Annotated in this window: 13 protein-coding genes and 3 pseudogenes; 2 read left to right on the top strand and 14 right to left on the bottom strand. The window is 71.7% G+C overall.

The features are described from left to right. Positions 1–3: 3 nt before the first annotated feature. The 11 genes and pseudogenes from AC3CH1_RS28455 to AC3CH1_RS28405 form a co-directional block, all read right to left on the bottom strand. Positions 4–576: a GNAT family N-acetyltransferase gene (locus tag AC3CH1_RS28455; RefSeq protein ID WP_488465514.1), complete on the bottom strand. Its 573-nt coding sequence runs from the start codon at positions 574–576 to the stop codon at positions 4–6. Between the two features lie 53 nt (positions 577–629). After that, on the bottom strand, positions 630–1,388 hold the full coding sequence (locus AC3CH1_RS28450; protein WP_488465513.1) for a VOC family protein: 759 nt from the start codon (positions 1,386–1,388) through the stop codon (positions 630–632). Positions 1,389–1,893: 505 nt separating this feature from the next. Continuing rightward, positions 1,894–3,555, bottom strand: coding sequence for a DEAD/DEAH box helicase (locus tag AC3CH1_RS28445; RefSeq protein ID WP_488465512.1), 1,662 nt, complete (start codon positions 3,553–3,555; stop codon positions 1,894–1,896). 185 nt (positions 3,556–3,740) lie between these two features. Beyond that, the gene (locus AC3CH1_RS28440) at positions 3,741–3,944 is read right to left on the bottom strand and encodes a cold-shock protein (RefSeq protein WP_003969786.1); all 204 of its coding nucleotides are present in this window, start codon (positions 3,942–3,944) and stop codon (positions 3,741–3,743) included. A gap of 305 nt (positions 3,945–4,249) precedes the next feature. Continuing rightward, positions 4,250–5,287: pseudogene (locus AC3CH1_RS28435) on the bottom strand (acetyl-CoA C-acyltransferase); the annotation flags it as partial. Between the two features lie 40 nt (positions 5,288–5,327). Further along, positions 5,328–5,939 carry a TetR/AcrR family transcriptional regulator gene (locus AC3CH1_RS28430; RefSeq protein ID WP_488465511.1) on the bottom strand — a complete coding sequence of 204 codons (612 nt, stop codon included), beginning with the start codon at positions 5,937–5,939 and terminating at the stop codon, positions 5,328–5,330. A gap of 30 nt (positions 5,940–5,969) precedes the next feature. Then, a pseudogene (locus AC3CH1_RS28425) lies at positions 5,970–6,305 on the bottom strand (SDR family oxidoreductase); the annotation flags it as partial. A gap of 10 nt (positions 6,306–6,315) precedes the next feature. After that, entirely contained in the window at positions 6,316–6,849 is a 534-nt protein-coding gene (locus AC3CH1_RS28420) for a pyridoxamine 5'-phosphate oxidase family protein (protein ID WP_488465510.1), read from the bottom strand. A 71-nt stretch (positions 6,850–6,920) separates the two neighbouring features. Beyond that, a complete protein-coding gene (locus AC3CH1_RS28415; RefSeq protein ID WP_488465509.1) occupies positions 6,921–7,388 on the bottom strand; it encodes a GNAT family N-acetyltransferase in 468 nt (155 codons plus the stop codon). A gap of 85 nt (positions 7,389–7,473) precedes the next feature. Continuing rightward, positions 7,474–8,037, bottom strand: a complete 564-nt coding sequence (locus AC3CH1_RS28410) for a HutD/Ves family protein (protein ID WP_488465508.1) — start codon at positions 8,035–8,037, stop codon at positions 7,474–7,476. After that, positions 8,034–8,783 (bottom strand): vWA domain-containing protein, encoded by a 750-nt coding sequence (locus tag AC3CH1_RS28405; RefSeq protein ID WP_488465507.1) that lies wholly within the window; start codon positions 8,781–8,783, stop codon positions 8,034–8,036. Before AC3CH1_RS28405 ends, AC3CH1_RS28410 begins: the two co-directional genes overlap by 4 nt. A gap of 144 nt (positions 8,784–8,927) precedes the next feature. Here AC3CH1_RS28405 and AC3CH1_RS28400 point away from each other — a divergent pair, with 144 nt between their 5' ends. Beyond that, the gene (locus tag AC3CH1_RS28400; RefSeq protein ID WP_488465506.1) at positions 8,928–9,839 is read left to right on the top strand and encodes a rhomboid family intramembrane serine protease; all 912 of its coding nucleotides are present in this window, start codon (positions 8,928–8,930) and stop codon (positions 9,837–9,839) included. A gap of 277 nt (positions 9,840–10,116) precedes the next feature. Here the strand turns inward: AC3CH1_RS28400 and AC3CH1_RS28395 are convergent, their stop codons facing one another. From AC3CH1_RS28395 to AC3CH1_RS28385, 3 genes are all read right to left on the bottom strand, one after another. Continuing rightward, entirely contained in the window at positions 10,117–11,577 is a 1,461-nt protein-coding gene (locus AC3CH1_RS28395) for a glutamate synthase subunit beta (RefSeq protein WP_488465505.1), read from the bottom strand. Then, positions 11,570–16,129: a glutamate synthase large subunit gene (gltB, locus tag AC3CH1_RS28390; protein WP_488465504.1), complete on the bottom strand. Its 4,560-nt coding sequence runs from the start codon at positions 16,127–16,129 to the stop codon at positions 11,570–11,572. The genes AC3CH1_RS28395 and gltB overlap by 8 nt, the downstream gene beginning before the upstream one ends. A gap of 455 nt (positions 16,130–16,584) precedes the next feature. Then, entirely contained in the window at positions 16,585–17,316 is a 732-nt protein-coding gene (locus tag AC3CH1_RS28385) for a VIT1/CCC1 transporter family protein (protein ID WP_488465503.1), read from the bottom strand. Positions 17,317–17,627: 311 nt separating this feature from the next. Here AC3CH1_RS28385 and AC3CH1_RS28380 point away from each other — a divergent pair. Further along, positions 17,628–18,716, top strand: a pseudogene (locus tag AC3CH1_RS28380) (ADP-ribosylglycohydrolase family protein); the annotation flags it as partial. Between the last annotated feature and the right edge of the window lie 50 nt (positions 18,717–18,766).

The raw sequence follows: 18,766 nt of genomic DNA, 5'->3' as shown, positions 1-18,766 counted from the left end.
CCGCTACCGGACTCCCGGCCGGCCGCGCTCCCAGACCTCGCGGGTGAGTACGTACTCGACCTCGCCGTGCTCGGAGCCCTCGATGGCCTCCGGCCAGTCCTCGGTGTACGCCCGCAGGAACGTCAGCCCGGTCTTCTCCATCACGCGCCGGGATCCCGTGTTGACAGCCATGGTGTTGGCGGTGACCCGCTGGACCCCGAGGTCGGTGAACCCCTTGTCGACCAGGGCCCGCGCGCCCTCGGTGGCGTAACCGCGGCCCCAGGCGGCCCGGTTCAGCCGGTAGCCGAGTTCGGCGACGGCGGGGTCGTGGTCGTCCAGCGGCCGGAGTTCGAACCAGCCCAAAAAGGCTCCGGTGTCCTTCTCCCGCGCGGCCCAGAAGCCGCGGGTTCCGGTGCACGGGTGGTCGTGGAGGAGCCTCGGCAGGGTCCGGTCCCGGATGTCCTCGGCGCTCGTCGGCCGGCCGCCGTTGATGTACCGCATGACGGCGGGGTCGTTGTCGAGGGCGAGCAGGTCGGGGGCGTCGGCGTCGGTGACCGGGTCGAGGACGAGCCGGTCGGTCTCCAGGAAGGTGCGCATACGGCGATCCTCACCGCCGGCGGCCGGGCCACGCCACCCGATATGCGCGGGCGTCAACGGTCCGGGCCGGAGCCCTGGTCCCGGCCCTCGATCAGGAACGTCAGCCCTTCCGGGCTGCGCAGCCGCACGACGCGGCGGGCGCCTTCTCCGGCGAGGGTGACGAGGTCCGGCCCGTGCGTGCGGGCCCGGCGGATCACCGCGTCCGGATCGTCCACGGCGAGGGCCAGCTCCCACGGGGATGCGGAGTCGCCGGTGGTGTCCGCACCGGGGCCGGCCGTACCCGAACCGGCTTCCCGGAAGGACGCCCGGCCGAGAGGCGTGCCTGTCGTCCTGGCGTAGAACTCCCGGGCCCTCTCGGGGTCTTCGCAGGTCAGAATCGCGTGGTGGGGCGTGCCGTCGGCCGTGGCCGACACCGGCCACCCGGCGAACCCCCGTGGCCGCCAGAGGGAGACGGCGGCACCCACCGGATCGATCAGCGTGCAGATCCGGCCCTGGTCCCCCGCGTCGAACGGCGGGACGACGACCTGTGCCCCGTTCGCCACCGCCAGAGCCGTGCGGTGGTCCACGTCGTCGACCGCGAGGTAGTAGGCGATGTGCGGCGGCGTACCGGGCGGGTAGACCGGCTGGGCGAGATCGCTCAATCCGCCGATCCGGTCGGCCCCCGCGGAGATCTTGACGGCCCGCCGCCAGTCCTCCTGGTCCACGGCGAAGTCCCAGCCCAGCACCGAGGAGAAGAAGGCCGCGGTGCCGGACGGGTCGCGGGTCTTGAGGTCCATCCAGCAGAACTCGTTCATCGGGCCGTGCCGCGTCATCGTGTGCTCCTCCGGTGTCCCCTGCTGGATACCGGGCGCCCGTACGGCTGCGCAAGCGGGTTTCCCGCGCCGGGAGGCCGTATCCAGCCCGTCCGGCGCTTGAGGACACGACCCCGACCACACCGGCCCCTCGGCCTACACCAACGACCGGCAGGCCGTATCCAGCCCGTCCGGCGCTTGAGGACAAAGCCCGAGCCCGGACGACCGGACGTCACACCCAGGCCCTCGGGCGCTTGAGGACACAGACCCGGCCACACCCAGCCCGTCCGGCGCTTGAGGACACAGACCCGGCCACACCCCAGCCCGTCCGGCGCTTGAGGACAGAGCCCCGGTCCGGGGCTTTCGGGGCTCTGCCCCGGACCCCGGCCCTCAATCGCCGGACGGCTTGAGGTGACCCGGCCCTCAGCCACCGGACAGCTCGGGTGGCCCGGCCCTCAGCCACCGGACAGCTCGGGTGGCCCGGCCCTCAGCCGCCGGACGGCTCGGGCTTGCCCGGGTCCCAGCCCTACGCGGCCCGACGCCCCCGCGCAGGCGCGCCGGAGCGGCCGGCGCCACGGGACTCGCCGCCCGATCGCGCCCCGCCACCGGAGCGCGCAGCCCCGCCCGAGCGCGCCGCGCCGCCACCGGCGCCGCCGGTCCCGGTACCCGTACCGGCCCCGCGCCGCCCGCGACCCCGGCTCCCGGAGCGCACCGCGCCCCCGCCGGAGCCGGAGCCCGCCGCACCGCCCGACCGGGTCCGCTGCTTCGGCGGGGTCGGCTGCGGCACCTCGATGACGATCGCGACGCCCGAGGGCTCACGGGCCCCCGTGATCCGGCCCAGCTCCGCGTCGCTGGAGGTGACCCGCGTGGTGCGCGGCGCGATACCCGCGTCCTGCATCAGGCGGGTCATCTCCCGCTTCTCCTCGGGCAGCACCAGCGTGACAACGCTGCCGGACTCCCCGGCGCGCGCCGTGCGCCCGCCGCGGTGGAGGTAGTCCTTGTGGTCGGTCGGCGGGTCCACGTTGACGACCAGGTCGAGGTCGTCGACGTGGATGCCTCGGGCCGCGACGTTCGTCGCGACGAGCGCGGTGACCTGACCGTTCTTGAACTGGTCGAGCGTCCGGTTGCGCTGCGGCTGCGAGCGCCCGCCGTGCAGGGCGGCAGCCCGTACACCGCTGGCGAGCAGCCGCTTGGCGAAGCGGTCGGCGGCGCGCTTGGTGTCGACGAACATGATCACCCGGCCCTCGCGGGCGGCGATCTTCGTGGCGACGGCCTTCTTGTCGGTCTCGTCCAGGACGTGGAGCACGTGGTGCTCCATCGTGGTGACCGCGCCGGCGGACGGGTCGACGGAGTGCACGACCGGGTCGGTGAGGAACATCTTCACGAGCCGGTCGATGTTCTTGTCGAGGGTCGCGGAGAACAGCATCCGCTGTCCGCCCGTCTCGACCTGCTTGAGCAGGGCGACGACCTGCGGCATGAAGCCCATGTCGGCCATCTGGTCCGCCTCGTCGAGGACGGTGATGGAGACCTCGTCCAGGCGGCAGTCGCCGCGCTCGATGAGGTCCTTGAGCCGGCCCGGGGTGGCGACGAGCACTTCGGCGCCGCGCCGCAGGGTGGCGGACTGCTTGGTGATCGACATGCCGCCGACGACGGTGGCCATCCGCAGGTTCACGGCGGTCGCGTACGGGGTCAGCGCGTCGGTGACCTGCTGGGCCAGCTCGCGCGTCGGCACGAGGACCATGGCGAGCGGGGCGCGCGGCTCGCTGCGGCGTCCGGCGGTGCGGGCCAGCAGCGCCAGGCCGAAGGCGAGCGTCTTGCCGGATCCGGTGCGGCCGCGGCCGAGGATGTCGCGGCCGGCCAGCGAGTTCGGCAGGGTCGCGCCCTGGATCGGGAACGGCTCGGTGACGCCCTGCGCGGTGAGGGTCTTCAGCAGCCCTGCGGGCATGTCCAGGTCGGCGAAGGCGTCCACGGACGGCAGTGCGGGCGTCACCATCTCCGGCAGGGCGAACTCGCCCTGCGGCGGGGTGGCGCGGCGGCGGGCCGGGGGCTTGGAGCCGCCCTGGACCTTGGAGCGGGGCGCGCCGCCCCGGCCGTTCGCGGGTGCCTGGGTGCCGGCGCCCTGGCCGCGGCCTCGGCCACGGGCCGGTCGCGAGCGGGGGGTGCGGTCCTGGCGTTCGGAGCTGGTCATACGGAATTGCCCTCCTGGGGGATTCCTGGGCAACTGCCGAGTGGGTTTACTGCGATGTGCTGGCCCGACCGTCTGTGATGCGCCCCCAGGATGTGCGCACGAAACGGGTTTTTTCTCGGACAGCACAAACCGGGGCCCGCACCTTCACGGTGCGGGCCCCGGTCAGCGAGGTACGCGTCCGGCAATTAGGCCGGGACGATGTTCTCCGCCTGCGGGCCCTTCTGGCCCTGCGTGACGTCGAAGGAGACCTTCTGGCCCTCCTGGAGCTCACGGAAGCCCGAGGTGGCGATGTTGGAGTAGTGGGCGAAGACGTCGGCGCCGCCGCCGTCCTGCTCGATGAAGCCGAAGCCCTTTTCCGAGTTGAACCACTTCACGGTTCCAGTAGCCATGTCATTCTCCTAAAAGAGGTGCAGTGCCGAGAATCCGCACTTTACGGATTCCAAGTCGCCGCATTGAGCCCCACCCGGAGAAAGCCGGAAAACAATAAAGCGCCTGAGGAAGCATTCCCGTCAGGCGCACATAAAGTTCATGGGTACCAAAACTGCAACGGGAAACACCCTAGCACGTCCTCTCCTGCGGTGGTCGAGCGCGCCGCACCGCCGGAGGGAAAACTTTGCTGACCAGAGGGTGTACGGGCGGGGCCCCCGGGGTCCGCGGGCGGCCCCCGATGCTGGGGGGGGCGAGGCCCGGGGGCCCCGGTCGCGCCGAGCGGGTGGCCCAGCGCGATGGCTCCGCCGTCGACGTTGCCCCGCTCGGGGTCGGCACCGGTCTTTTTCAGCCAGGCGAGGACGACCGGCGCGAACGCCTCGTTGATCCCGACGAGGTCGATGGCGTCGAGGGTGAGGCCGGTCTTCTTCAGGGCGTACTCGGTGGCCGGGGTCGGGGGCGAGAGCATCCGGATCGGGTCCTCGCCCCGCACGGACAGGTGGTGGACCCGGGCCCGCGGGGTGAGCCCGTGTTCGGCGACGGCCCGCTCGGAGGCGATGAGCAGGGCGGCGGCCCCGTCGGAGACCGGGGAGGAGCAGGCCGCGGTGATGGTGCCGCCCTCCACGACGGGTCGCAGACCGGCCATTTTCTCCAGGGTGGTGTCGCGGCGCGGCCCCTCGTCCTGGGTGACGTCCCCGTAGGCGACGGTCTCGCGGGCGAAGCGGCCCTCGTCGATGGCGCGGATCGCCCGGTGGTGGGAGGTGAGGGCGAACTCCTCCATGTCCCGGCGGCTGATCTCCCACGTCTCGGCGATCAGCTGGGCGCCGGGGAACTGGTCGACGGGGCGTCCCCATAGCGGGCGCGCCAGCCCTCGCTGCCGGCGTAGGGGCCCTGGGTGAGGCCGAGGGGTTCGGCGGCCCGCCGGGCGGCGAAGGCGACGGTGATCCGGGTCATGTTCTGGGTGCCGCCCGCGACGACGAGGTCCTGAGTGCCGGAGACGACGCCCTGGGCCGCGAAGTGGAGGCCTGCTGGGAGGAGCCGCACTGCCGGTCGATGGTGACGCCGGGGACCTCCTCCGAGAGTCCGGCGGCGAGCCATGCCGTACGGGCGATGTCGCCGGCCTGGGGTCCGACGGTGGCGAGGCAGCCGAGGACGACGTCCTCGACGGCCGCCGGGTCGACTCCGGAGCGGGCGATCAGCTCCTTCAGCACATGCGCGCCGAGGTCGGCGGGGTGGACGGCCCCGAGGCCGCCCCGCGCCGCCCGATGGGGGTGCGTACCGCTTCGACGATGTAGGCCTCGGCCATGGCTGCTGCTCCTCGGTGCGCTCCGATGGACCGTTTCCGGTTACGTACGCAGGGCGATTCCGTCGAGCACCATCGAGAGGTACTGACGGGCGATCTCCTCGGGGCTGTGGTGTCCGCCGGGCCGGTACCAGGAGGCCGCGACCCAGACGGTGTCGCGGACGAAGCGGTAGGTGAGGCGGATGTCGAGGTCGTCGCGGAAGGCGCCTTCGGCGACGCCGCGTTCCAGGGTGCCGAGCCAGGCCTTCTCGAACTTCGTCTGCGAGTCGACGAGGTAGGCGAAGCGCGGCTGGGTGGCGAGGTGCTTGGACTCCTTCTGGTAGATCGCGACGGCGGGGCGGTGCCGGTCGATCTCCCGGAACGACTCGGTGACCAGGGCCTCGATGGTCTCGCCGGGGCCGAGGCCGGCTTCCAGGACCGTGTCGTAGCCCTGCCAGAGCTCGTCGAGGAAGGTGGAGAGGATCTCGTCGATCATCGATTCCTTGGAATCGAAGTGGTAGTAGAGGCTGCCCGCGAGCATCCCGGCCTCGTCCGCGATCCGGCGGACGGTGGTGGCGTTGTATCCCTGGGCGGCGAAGACCTCGGCGGCGGTGGCGAGCAGTTCACGGCGTCGCTCCGGCGTGGGGGTCACCTGAGGCTTCTTCTTGGTAGGCACCCGCCCATTGTCCGCCCGCGGCCTGTGTGTTCACGCGTGCTGGCCGCTCACGGGGACGACCTCACCGGTCATGTACGAGGAGTGGCCGCCGGCGAGGAAGACGATCACGTTGGCGACCTCCCAGGGTTCGGCGTACCGGCCGAAGGCCTCCTTCGCGGTGAGTTCGGCGAGGAGTTCGGTGGAGGTGACCTTGGCCAGGTGGGGGTGGATGGCGAGGCTGGGGGCGACGGCGTTGACGCGTACGCCGTAGTCGGCGGCCTCGACGGCGGCGCAGCGGGTGAGGGTCATGACGCCGGCTTTGGCGGCGGCGTAGTGGGCCTGGCCGCGCTGGGCGCGCCGGCCGAGGACGGAGCCCCTGTTCAGGACACGTCGGTGTTCAGGACACGTCGGTCGGCGGGGTGTCGTCGTTGGCGCGGCGCACGGTGCGCAGCGGCTGCCCGGGACGCCAGGACCGGATGACCAGCGCCTCGCCGTCGAGCCCGATGCGGACCACCTCGGTCAGCTCCGCCCGGAAGAGGTGGAAGGGCTCCGGCGGGGTCGCCTCCTCGATGAAGCGGGCGATCATCCGTGGGTCGGTGATCTCCACGGCCCGGCCGCTGACGCGGACGTCCCCGTCGTTCAGCTCGGCGTCGGGCCCGGGGTTGGCGTGGAGCGCGAAGCGCGGATCGCGTCGCAGGTCCAGGGCCTTGCGGGAGTTCGGCATCATGCCGAGCAGCAGCTCACCGAAGCGGAAGTCGGCCTCCAGACCGGTGACCCGGGGTGAGCCGTCCTTCCGCAGGGTGGCCAGGACGTGGTGCTTGTAGAGCCGGAAGCGGCGCTGCACGGTGTCGGCGAACTCGGGTTCGGCGGCGGCGAAGCCGTCCCAGGAGGCAGGCGCGTGCGAAGGCGTTGAAGACGTCATGGATGCCATGGAACACCGGATACCCGACAGCTCCTGTCGGTATTTGCGCGCGACATGCGGACGCGTTCCGGCGAACCGCCTCAGGCGTGGTTCTCCGGAGCCGGCCGGGTGAGCCTCAGCATGACCTCGTCGTACTCCTCGTCGACGCGGCGGCTCTCCTCCACGAAGCCCATCCGGGCGTAGAAGCTCCGGGCCCCCGTGTTCTTCTCGTACACCTCCAGGGTCAACGCCCCGTGCAGCGCCGCCGCGTGTTCGACCAGGCGTCGGCCCACCCCGGTGCCCTGTGCCTCCGGAGCCACGAAGAGGCCGCCGATCTCGGTGTCCAGGAGCCCCAGGAGAGCCACCACACGGCCGTCCGCCTCGGCGACCCAGTTCTCGGCGTGGACGAGATAGACCTCGCGCATCTTGCGGGCGCGCTCGCCCTCGCCCTCGCCGGGGATGAAGGGGTGGGCCAGGCTGCCGGCACGGGACCAGACGTCCACCGCCGCGTTCTCGTCCCCCGCGGCATAGCGGCGGATCACGGCGGTTTCGGATGCGTTTTCGGGCATGTGCGCGACCGTATCCCGCGGCGGGGCGATCGGCAGCCGGGTTTCCCGCCCACGAAAGGCCCTGGGGTCCGCCGGGGCAGGCCGGTCACGCGTCCGAGAAGGTGATCAGCACCGCCTGGCCCATCGTCCGCAGGACCCCGGGCGACGCCCCGGCCGCCAGCACCGCGTCGTAGCGGTCCAGCCGGACGCCCCCGCCCTCCAGCTCCGCGCCGTCGTCCAGGGAGACGGCCAGCACCGCGCCGCCCTCCGGTGGCAGCAGGCGGACCGTGTCGCAGACGACGGCGGTCTCCGCCCGCGTACGGGCCCTGCGGTACATGACGTTGAGATTGACGACGGGGCCGCCCAGCAGGAAGCCCTCGGTGGGCAGGTCGCCGGGGAAGCCGTGCGGCCACAGCGGCTCGTCGACGATGTGGTGCTCGCCGCCGACGACGAGGTCCATGCCCGCGCCCTCGACCACGGTCAGCACGCGCTCCACGCCCGGGAAGGCGGAGAACGGCCCGTCGGCGGTGACGTCCGCCAGGCTCACCCGCCAGTCGAAGGCGTCCGTCCCGGCGCCCTCGGGGCCGGTGGCGATCTCGCGGACGGTTCCGCCGCCGTTCTTCCACGGGGCGGCCGTACGGTCGGCGGCGCGCAGGATCCGTACCGTCATCGGACGATCCCCCGCTCCCGGGCGGCGGCCAGCCAGAGCGGGAACTCGGCGACGAGCCGGTCGTACAGCTCGGGGTCCGGGACCTTCCGGGGGTCCTCGCCGGCGTGGAAGTATCCGGCGTTGTCGACGGGCCGCTTCGCGGGGACGGCCAGCTCGTCGAGCTTGCGCAGGAAGTCGAACTGGCTGCTGCGGGTGTTGCCGAAGCCGACGAACTGCCAGAACAGGGGCAGTTTCGCGGCCTTGCAGAGGTAGCGCTCGGCGGCGAGTTTGTTGATCGGGCCGCCGTCCGTCTGGAAGACGACCAGGGCGGGCGCGGTGGAGCCGCTGTCGAGGTAGTGGTCGATGACCGCGTCCATCGCCAGGTGGTAGCTGGTCTTCCCCATGTGCCCGAGGCCCGACCGGATCTCGTCGATCCGGCCGCGGTGGTTGTCGAGGGCGATGTCGGTGACCGCGTCGACGTCGGTGGAGAAGAAGACGACGGGCACCGTGCCGTCGTCGTCGAGGTTGGCCGACAGGCCCAGCACCCGGTCGGCCAGTGCCTGGACACTGCCGTCGTTGTAGTACGGCTTCATCGAGCCGGAGTGGTCGAGGACGAGGTAGACGGCCGCGCGGTGACCGCCGAGGCCGTGCTTCTCCAGCGAGATCCCGGCGCTCGTGTAGTAGCTGACCAGGGCCGGAGCCGTCTCCCGGACCTTGGTGAGGCTGATGGCCGGGCCGGCGCCCACGGCCGTGTTCGCACCCTGCATGACGGCCCCCCGTTCTGTGCTCCGCGGACCTCGAGCGTAGGCCACCGGCGGGCCCCGGGCGCACGGCCCGCCCCACCGGTTCGCTATCTTGATCGCCGCCGCCCCCACCGGCCCCGTTGCACATCCCCAGTGAAGGAGCCGGCCATGGAGGCCGCCGCCACCGCGTGTTACCGCCATCCGTCCTACGAGACGTATGTCCGCTGCACCCGTTGCGACCGCTACATCTGCCCGGACTGCATGCGGGAGGCGGCCGTAGGGCACCACTGCGTGGAGTGCGTGAAGGAGGGGCAGCGCTCGGTGCGCCGGGCCCGCACGGTCTTCGGCGGTGCGGTGTCCCGGGCGACGACGCCGATCGTGACGTACGTCCTGATGGCGCTCAACGTCCTGGTCTACGTCGGCGAGGTGGTCAGGCCGGAGATCGTGGACCGGTTCGCGGTGCTCGGGGCGGCGCTGACCGGGCCGGACGGCGAGCAGTACTACTACCGGGGTGACACGTATCCCGGGTACGAGCTGACGGGCATCGCGGACGGGGAGTGGTACCGGCTGGTGACGGGGGCCTTCCTGCACCTTCCGCCGGACGCCTCGTTCGGGGTGATGCACCTGGTGTTCAACATGTTCGCGCTGTGGAACATCGGCCGTGCGGTGGAGGGCCAGCTCGGGCGGGCCCGTTACCTGGCGCTGTACCTGCTGTCGGCGGTGGGCGGTTCGGTCCTGGTGTACCTACTGGCCCCGGACACCTCGACGGTCGGCGCCTCCGGCGCGGTCTTCGGGCTGGCCGCCGCGTACTGGGTCATCCATCGGCGGCTCGGCCGCGACATGGCGGCCGTCAACCGTTTCATGGCCGGATTCCTGCTCTGGATGCTGATCTCGGCCGCGTTCACGTCGTGGCAGGGGCACCTGGGCGGGCTGCTGGCCGGGGCGCTGGTGACGTACGGGCTCGCCTTCGCACCGGCGAGGCTGCGCGTCTGGCCGGTCCAGCTCGCGGGCGGGCTGGTTCTGGCGGGCCTGTTCGCGGTGGCGGTGGCCCTGCGGACCTCGGCTCTGACGGGCGGCTGAGGCCGGACGGCGCTGAGGGCCGGGCGGCGCTGGGGCCGGGCGACGAGGGAGCTGGGCGGCGACGGGGCTGGGCGGCGACGGGGCTGGGCGGCGACGGGGCTGGGCGGCGTCGGGAGCCGGGCCCCGTGGCGGGAACCCGGCCCCGGACGCGCCACGGCGCCCGCTGGAGTCCGGTCGGGGACAGGCAGGCGCCGCGTTCAGTTCCGTACGCCGTTGTACGGGACGTCTTATGGGGGCTCCCCCGGGCCGCGTGGCCCAGGGGGAACCCGGGTGGTGCTCAGACCAGCAGGGACCGGTCCGTCGGGCGGATCGGCGCGTGCAGGGCGCTGGTCCCGGTCAGGAAGCGGTCCACGCCGCGAGCGGCGGAGCGGCCCTCGGCGATCGCCCAGACGATCAGCGACTGGCCGCGTCCCGCGTCACCGGCGACGAAGACGCCGTCGACATTGGTCGCGTAGTGCTCGTCGCGGGCGACGTTGCCGCGCTGGTCGAGCTCCAGGCCGAACTGCTGGACCAGACCGTTGGACTGGTCGGTTCCGGTGAAGCCCATGGCGAGGGTGACGAGCTGCGCGGGGATGCGCCGCTCCGTGCCGGGCTTCTGCTCCAGCTTACCGTCCTTGAACTCGACCTCCACCAGGTGGAGGGCCGCGACGTTTCCGTCCTCGTCGCCCTCGAAGTGGGTGGTGGAGACGGAGTAGACCCGCTCGCCGCCCTCCTCGTGCGCGGAGGTGACCTTGTAGAGCATCGGGAAGGTCGGCCACGGCTGGCCCGCGTTCCGGTCCTCGCCCGGCTTCGGCATGATCTCCAGCTGGGTGACGGAGGCCGCGCCCTGGCGGTGGGCGGTGCCCACGCAGTCGGCGCCGGTGTCGCCGCCGCCGATGACCACGACGTGCTTGCCGCCGGCGTGGATCGGGGCGACCGTCAGATCGCCCTCCTGCACCTTGTTGGCGAGCGGCAGGTACTCCATCGCGAAGTGGATGCCGCCCAGCTCACGGCCGGGGACGGGCAGGTCGCGGGAGACGGTGGCGCCGGCCGCGATGACGACCGCGTCGTAGCGGCGGCGGAGCTTCGCGGCGTCGATGTCCTTGCCGATCTCCACCTCGGTGCGGAACTTGGTGCCCTCCAGGCGCATCTGCTCGATGCGGCGGTTGATGTGCGACTTCTCCATCTTGAACTCGGGGATGCCGTAGCGCAGCAGGCCCCCGATGCGGTCCGCGCGCTCGTAGACGGCGACGGTGTGGCCGGCCCGGGTCAGCTGCTGGGCGGCGGCGAGTCCCGCCGGGCCCGAGCCGATGACCGCGACGGTCTTGCCGGAGAGCCGCTCGGGCGGCTGCGGGGTGACGTCGCCGCTGTCCCACGCCTTGTCGATGATGGAGACTTCGACGTTCTTGATGGTGACGGCGGGCTGGTTGATGCCGAGCACGCACGCCGACTCGCAGGGGGCCGGGCACAGCCGCCCGGTGAACTCCGGGAAGTTGTTCGTGGCGTGCAGCCGCTCGGAGGCCGCGGTCCAGTCCTCGCGGTAGGCGTAGTCGTTCCACTCGGGGATGAGGTTTCCGAGCGGGCAGCCGTTGTGGCAGAACGGGATGCCGCAGTCCATGCAGCGGCCGGCCTGCTTGCTGATGATCGGGAGCAGGGAGCCCGGAACGTAGACCTCGTTCCAGTCCTTGACGCGCTCGGCCACGGGGCGGGTCTGGGCGACCTCGCGTCCGGTGGTCAGGAAGCCCTTGGGGTCAGCCATGGGTCGCCGCCTCCATCATCTTCTCGGTGGTCTCCTGCTCCGAGAGACCGGCGAGCTCAGCGGCGTCCTTGGCGGCGAGCACTGCCTTGTACGTGGACGGGATGATCTTGCTGAAGCGGGTCACGGAGGTGTCCCACTCGGTGAGGAGCTTCTCGGCGACTGTGGAGCCGGTCTCCTCCTGGTGGCGGCGCACGACGTCGTGCAGCCACTGCCGGTCGGTGTCGTCCAGCTCCTCGACCGCGCCGAGGTTGCCGACGTTGACGTTGTCGCGGTTCAGGTCGATGACGTACGCGACGCCGCCCGACATGCCGGCGGCGAAGTTGCGGCCGGTCTCGCCGAGGACGACGGCCTGGCCGCCGGTCATGTACTCGCAACCGTGGTCGCCGACGCCCTCGGAGACGACGAGCGCACCGGAGTTGCGGACGCAGAAGCGTTCACCGGTGCGGCCGCGCAGGAAGACCTCGCCGCCGGTCGCGCCGTAGCCGATGGTGTTGCCGGCGATGGTGGAGTACTCGGCGAGGTGGTCGGCGCCCCGGTCGGGGCGGACGATCACCCGGCCGCCGGAGAGGCCCTTGCCGACGTAGTCGTTGGCGTCGCCCTCCAGGCGCAGGGTGACCCCGCTCGGCAGGAACGCGCCGAAGGACTGGCCGGCCGAGCCGGTGAAGGTGAGGTCGATGGTGTTCTCGGGCAGGCCGGAACCACCGAACTTCTTGGTCACCTCGTGGCCGAGCATGGTGCCGACGGTCCGGTTGATGTTGCGGATCGCGACCTGGGCGCGGACCGGCTGGGCGGCCTCGGGGGTCTCGGCCCCGAGGGCGTCGGCGGCCAGCTTGATCAGCTGGTTGTCGAGCGCCTTCGTCAGACCGTGGTCCTGCTCGACGATGCGGTGGCGGACCGCGCCCTCGGGCAGCTCGGGGACGTAGAAGAGCGGAGCCAGGTCCAGGCCCTGCGCCTTCCAGTGGGTGATCGCCCGGTCGGTGTCGAGGAGCTCGGCGTGGCCGACGGCCTCCTCGATGGTGCGGAAGCCCAGTTCGGCGAGAATCTCGCGGACCTCTTCGGCGATGAACTCGAAGAAGTTGACGATGTACTCGGCCTTGCCGGAGAACCGGTCCCGCAGCACCGGGTTCTGGGTGGCGATGCCGACGGGGCAGGTGTCCAGGTGGCAGACGCGCATCATGACGCAGCCGGAGACGACGAGCGGCGCGGTGGCGAAACCGAACTCCTCGGCGCCCAGCAGCGCGGCGATGACGACGTCTCGGCCGGTTTTGAGCTGGCCGTCGGTCTGCACGACGATGCGGTCGCGCAGGCCGTTGAGCAGCAGGGTCTGCTGGGTCTCGGCGAGGCCGAGCTCCCAGGGTCCGCCGGCGTGCTTGAGCGAGGTGAGCGGGGAGGCGCCCGTTCCGCCGTCGTGGCCGGAGATGAGGACGACGTCCGCGTGGGCCTTGGAGACACCGGCGGCGACCGTGCCGACGCCGACCTCGGAGACCAGCTTCACGTGGATCCGCGCCCGCGGGTTCGCGTTCTTCAGGTCATGGATCAGCTGGGCGAGGTCTTCGATGGAGTAGATGTCGTGGTGCGGCGGCGGCGAGATGAGGCCGACGCCGGGCGTCGAGTGCCGTGTCCTGGCCACCCACGGGTAGACCTTGTGGCCGGGCAGCTGGCCGCCCTCGCCGGGCTTGGCGCCCTGGGCCATCTTGATCTGGATGTCGTCCGCGTTGACCAGGTATTCGCTGGTCACACCGAAGCGGCCGGAGGCGACCTGCTTGATGGAGGAGCGGCGCGCCGGGTCGTACAGGCGGTCCGGGTCCTCACCGCCCTCGCCGGTGTTGGACTTGCCGCCGAGCTGGTTCATCGCGATGGCGAGCGTCTCGTGCGCCTCGCGGGAGATGGAGCCGTAGGACATGGCGCCGGTGGAGAAGCGCTTGACGATCTCGGAGGCGGGCTCGACCTCGTCGAGGGAGATCGGCTCGCGGCCGGAGTCGAAGCCGAAGAGGCCGCGGAGCGTCATGAGGCGCTCGGACTGCTCGTTCACCCGCTCGGTGTACTGCTTGAAGATGTCGTAGCGCCGGTTGCGGGTGGCGTGCTGGAGGCGGAAGACCGTCTCCGGGTCGAACAGGTGCGGTTCGCCCTCGCGCCGCCACTGGTACTCGCCGCCGATCTCCAGCGCGCGGTGCGAGGCCGCGATGCCGGAGGCGGGGTACGCCTTGGTGTGCCGGGCGGCGACCTCCTTGGCGACGACGTCCAGGTCGGCGCCGCCGATCTTGGTGGCGGTGCCGTTGAAGTACGTCGCGACGAAGGCCTCGTCGAGGCCGACGGCCTCGAAGACCTGGGCGCCGCGGTAGGAGGCGACGGTGGAGATGCCCATCTTGGACATGACCTTCAGGACGCCCTTGCCGAGCGCGTAGATCAGGTTCCGGATGGCCTGCTCGGCCTCGATGTTCTCGATGAAGGTGCCGGCGCGGACCAGGTCCTCGACGGACTCCATGGCGAGGTACGGGTTGACCGCGGCGGCGCCGTAGCCGATGAGCAGCGCGACGTGGTGGACCTCGCGTACGTCCCCGGCCTCGACCAGCAGGCCCACCTGGGTGCGCTGCTTGGTGCGGATGAGGTGGTGGTGGACGGCGGAGGTGAGCAGCAGCGAGGGGATCGGCGCGTGCTCGGCGTCGGAGTGCCGGTCGGAGAGGACGATCAGGCGGGCGCCGTCCTCTATGGCGGCGTCGACCTCGGTGCAGATCTGCTCGATCCGCGCGGCCAGCGCGTCGCCTCCGCCGCCGACCCGGTAGAGACCGGAGAGGGTGGCGGCCGTCATGCCCGGCATGTCGCCGTCGGCGTTGATGTGTATCAGCTTGGCGAGCTCGTCGTTGTCGATCACCGGGAAGGGCAGCGTGACGCTGCGGCACGCGGCGGCCGTCGGCTCCAGGATGTTGCCCTGGGGGCCCAGCGAGGAGCGCAGCGAGGTGACGAGCTCCTCGCGGATGGCGTCCAGCGGCGGGTTGGTGACCTGGGCGAAGAGCTGGGTGAAGTAGTCGAAGAGCAGCCGGGGGCGTTCGGAGAGCGCGGCGATCGGCGAGTCGGTGCCCATGGAGCCGAGCGGCTCGCCGGCGGTGCGGGCCATCGGCGCGAGGATGACGCGGAGCTCTTCCTCGGTGTAGCCGAAGGTCTGCTGGCGGCGGGTGACCGAGGCGTGGGTGTGCACGATGTGCTCACGCTCGGGCAGGTCGCTCAGCTCGATCTCGCCGGTCTCCAGCCACTCCTGGTAGGGCTGCTCGGCGGCGAGGGAGGCCTTGATCTCGTCGTCCTCGATGATGCGGTGCTCGGCGGTGTCGACGAGGAACATCTTGCCGGGCTGGAGGCGGCCCTTGCGGACGACCTTCGCGGGGTCGATGTCCAGGACGCCGACCTCGGAGGAGAGCACGACGAGGCCGTCGTCGGTGACCCAGTAGCGGCCGGGGCGCAGACCGTTGCGGTCGAGAACCGCGCCGACCTGGACGCCGTCGGTGAAGGTCACGCAGGCGGGGCCGTCCCAGGGCTCCATCATCGTGGCGTGGTACTGGTAGAACGCGCGTCGGGCCGGGTCCATCGAGTCGTGGTTCTCCCACGCCTCGGGGACCATCATCAGCACCGAGTGCGGCAGCGAGCGCCCGCCGAGGTGGAGCAGCTCCAGGACCTCGTCGAAGGAGGCGGAGTCGGAGGCGTCCGGGGTGCAGACGGGGAAGATGCGGTCGAGCTGCGCCTGGCCGAAGAGTTCGGAGGCGAGCTGGGACTCGCGGGCCTTCATCCAGTTGCGGTTGCCCTTGACCGTGTTGATCTCGCCGTTGTGCGCGACGAAGCGGTACGGGTGGGCCAGCGGCCAGCTGGGGAAGGTGTTGGTGGAGAAGCGGGAGTGGACCAGCGCGACCGTGGAGGCGAAGCGGCGGTCGGAGAGGTCCGGGAAGAACGGCTCCAGCTGCCCGGTGGTGAGCATGCCCTTGTAGACGATGGTGCGGGCGGAGAGCGAGGGGAAGTACACCCCGGCCTCACGTTCGGCACGCTTGCGCAGGACGAAGGCCTTGCGGTCCAGGACGATGCCGGTGGACTCGCCGTCGGCGACGAAGACCTGGCGGAAGGTGGGCATGGTGGCGCGGGCACCGTTGCCGAGAAGCGCGGGGGTGACCGGGACGTCGCGCCAGCCGAGGACCGTCAGGCCCTCCTGCGCGGCGATGTGCTCGATCGTCCGGACGGCTTCGGTGGAGTCGTCCGCGGGGAGGAAGGCGATGCCCACGGCATACGAGCCTGCCTCGGGGAGTTCGAAGGAGGTCTCGGCGCGGAGGAAGGCGTCCGGGACCTGGCAGAGAATGCCGGCGCCGTCGCCGGAGTCGGGCTCGGAGCCGGTGGCGCCGCGGTGTTCGAGGTTGCGCAGTACGGTCAGCGCCTGCTCGACCAGCTCATGGCTGGCCACACCGGTCAGAGTGGCCACGAACCCGACACCACAGGCGTCGTGTTCGTTACGGGGGTCGTACATCCCCTGCTGGGCGGGGCGACCGTCCATGGGCGACCAGGCGTCGATACGCATCGGCTCTCCCGTCGTCGTCGTGGCATTTGCGGTGCCGAGGGACGACGTTGGCCCTCTGCGAAATTTCGTGCAGGTTACATGATGGGGCGCTTCTCAAGAAGCGGAAGGCGTGTTCCAACATGCGGACACCGTGGTGACCGGAAGTGACTCGGTGACCAGTGGTGACCGGCTCGACCAGGGGGTGGGTCGCGGTCGGAACGATCGGCGCCCGGGGACCCGCAGAGAGCAGGCGTCGTTGCCTGCGGTGCCTACGGCTCATGCCCGGTGGCGAGGAGAACGAAACCACCGAGAAATGGCTACTTATGTGTAGCCCTGCATAGGGTCCCATTTTACGACCGTCGGGCCCGTCCCGCCCAGTGGGGTGCGCCAAGACGTACGTCACACGGGTTGCCGCGCCGTTGCGCCGTTCGGGCGGTCCGGTTACGCCGCTCGAACGCCGCAACGCGTCACCCGTGTCAGCCGACGGCGACACCGAACAGGGTGCCGAGTCCGTACGTCATCGCCGCCGCGGCACCACCCAGGGCGAGCTGGCGCAGCCCGCTGAACCACCAGCTGCGGGCGGTCACCCGGGCCACCACCGCACCGCAGGCGAACAGGCCGATCAGCGCGAGGAGCACCGCGGGCCACAGGGCGCTCGCGCCGAGGAGGTAGGGCAGGAGAGGTAGCAGGGCGCCGAGCGCGAACGCGCCGAACGACGAGACGGCGGCCACGAGCGGCGAGGGCAGGTCGCCGGGGTCGATGCCGAGCTCCTCGCGGGCGTGGATCTCCAGCGCTTGCTCCGGGTCGCGCGACAGCTGCCGGGCGACCTCGGCGGCCAGCGGGGCGTCCACGCCGCGGGACTCGTAGAGGGCGGCCAGCTCGGCCATCTCGTCCTTGGGGTGCTTGCGGAGCTCGCGGCGCTCGACGTCGAGCTCGGCCTCGACCAGCTCACGCTGGGAGGCGACGGAGGTGTACTCACCCGCCGCCATGGAGAAGGCCCCGGCCGCGAGCCCCGCCAGACCGGTGATCACGATGGTCTGCTGGGAGACCGCGCCGCCCGCGACCCCGGTCATCAGGGCGAGGTTGGAGACCAGACCGTCCATCGCGCCGAAGACGGCGGGGCGCAGCCAGCCGCCGTTCACATCCCGGTGGGTGTGGTTGTCCCGGTGCGCCTCGTGCAGGACGGCTTCGGTCTCGATGATGGCCACGGCGTGCTTCTCCCCTTCGCTCCGGCAGGCCGTCACCCCGCCGTTCCCCGCTGAATACAATTTTCGACAAAGTCCAAACTACGCCGTCCGGGCGACCTCCGCCAGCAAGCCAGGCCTGGCTAACCACCCCTCTGACCTGCAAAGAAAGGCCAGCCTTAGCTATCTGGGCCGTCATCCGCCTGGCCCCTTTCCTCGTGTTTCCCGCCTCCCTTCGCCCTCCGCGTGGCACAGATGCGGACAGGGCCCGGAAACGGAAGCGGATCCGGACCCGGATGCGGATGCACACCGCCGGACGAGCGAAGGGCGACGCGATGAACACGGCCGTCGGCAATGACCGGGCCAGGGGTGCGCTGCTGGGACTGGCGGTCGGGGACGCGCTCGGCGCCCCGGCGGAGAACCTGCGGCCCTCCGAGATCCGCCGCCGCTGGGGGCGGATCGAGGGTTTCGTGAGCGATGATCCGGCGGGCACCGACGACACGGAGTACGCGATCTTCTCCGGGCTGTTGCTGGCCCGGCACGGTTCGGCGCTCGACGTCTCCCATGTGGAGCGGGCCTGGCACCACTGGATCGCCGATCTGGACGAGGGCCCGTTCCGGGGGGCCGGGTTCAGCGAGCGCGGCACGCTGGAGAACCTGCGCCGGGGCCTGGCCGCGCCGATCTCGGCCCAGCACCGGCACGCCTGGAGCGACGGGCTCGCGATGCGTGCCGCCCCCTTCGGGGTCTTCGCGGCCGGCTGCCCCACCGAAGCGGCCCGGCTGGTCGCGGTGGACGGCCGGGTCAGCCACGAGGGCGAGGGGATCTACGGGGGCCAGGCGGTCGCGGCCGGGGTGGCGGCGGCCATGGTCGGCTCGGGCCTCGCCTCGGTGATCGCGGCCGCGCTCTCGGTGGTCCCGATGGACTCCTGGACGGCCCGGTCGCTGCGCCGGGCGGTGGCGGCGGCGCAGCGGCCCTACCCCGACCGGCTCACGATGGAGCGGGCGGTGCGCTCGGCGGTGGTGATCGCCGGCTACCCGTGGACGGACCTCGCGCCGGAGGCGGTGGGCCTGGCGTTCGGGGCGTTCACGGCGGCGCGCGGGGACTTTCGGACGGCGGTGCTCACGGCCGTCAACATGGGCCGCGACGCGGACACGACGGCGGCGGTGGCGGGCGCCCTGGCCGGGGCGCTGAACGGCGAGAGCGCCATCCCACCCGACTGGGCGGGCGCGATCGGCCCGGTCCGGGGCAGCTGCCTGCCCTCGATGCGCGGCTACCACGTGCTGGACATCGCGGAACTGCTGACCCCGGAGGACCCGGACGGGACGGGGGCCGCGGGGCCCCCACAGGAGCGGGGCTGCGGCGAGCCGTCGGCCGTACGGGGCCTGGCGTCTGTGGCGGCTCCCTTCGAGCCCGTACGACGGGACGTGGCGTCCGCAGCGGCCTCCTCCGAGCCGGTACGGGACACGGCTTCCGT

The organism is Streptomyces sp. MGP-P1, from assembly GCF_057766565.1.
The sequence above is the reverse complement of the archived record's forward strand: the minus strand, read 5'-3'. Positions and strand labels throughout refer to the sequence as shown.

What these genes read in the sequence shown, in the direction of transcription:
- AC3CH1_RS28440 (WP_003969786.1), bottom strand. Translation starts at nt 3,944, where the DNA reads ATGGCTACTGGAACCGTGAAGTGGTTCAACTCGGAAAAGGGCTTCGGC.
- AC3CH1_RS28420 (WP_488465510.1), bottom strand. Translation starts at nt 6,849, where the DNA reads ATGGCATCCATGACGTCTTCAACGCCTTCGCACGCGCCTGCCTCCTGG.
- AC3CH1_RS28400 (WP_488465506.1), top strand. Translation starts at nt 8,928, where the DNA reads ATGGAGGCCGCCGCCACCGCGTGTTACCGCCATCCGTCCTACGAGACG.
- AC3CH1_RS28455 (WP_488465514.1), bottom strand. Translation starts at nt 576, where the DNA reads ATGCGCACCTTCCTGGAGACCGACCGGCTCGTCCTCGACCCGGTCACC.
- gltB (WP_488465504.1), bottom strand. Translation starts at nt 16,129, where the DNA reads ATGCGTATCGACGCCTGGTCGCCCATGGACGGTCGCCCCGCCCAGCAG.
- AC3CH1_RS28410 (WP_488465508.1), bottom strand. Translation starts at nt 8,037, where the DNA reads ATGACGGTACGGATCCTGCGCGCCGCCGACCGTACGGCCGCCCCGTGG.
- AC3CH1_RS28415 (WP_488465509.1), bottom strand. Translation starts at nt 7,388, where the DNA reads ATGCCCGAAAACGCATCCGAAACCGCCGTGATCCGCCGCTATGCCGCG.
- AC3CH1_RS28445 (WP_488465512.1), bottom strand. Translation starts at nt 3,555, where the DNA reads ATGACCAGCTCCGAACGCCAGGACCGCACCCCCCGCTCGCGACCGGCC.
- AC3CH1_RS28405 (WP_488465507.1), bottom strand. Translation starts at nt 8,783, where the DNA reads ATGCAGGGTGCGAACACGGCCGTGGGCGCCGGCCCGGCCATCAGCCTC.
- AC3CH1_RS28450 (WP_488465513.1), bottom strand. Translation starts at nt 1,388, where the DNA reads ATGACGCGGCACGGCCCGATGAACGAGTTCTGCTGGATGGACCTCAAG.
- AC3CH1_RS28395 (WP_488465505.1), bottom strand. Translation starts at nt 11,577, where the DNA reads ATGGCTGACCCCAAGGGCTTCCTGACCACCGGACGCGAGGTCGCCCAG.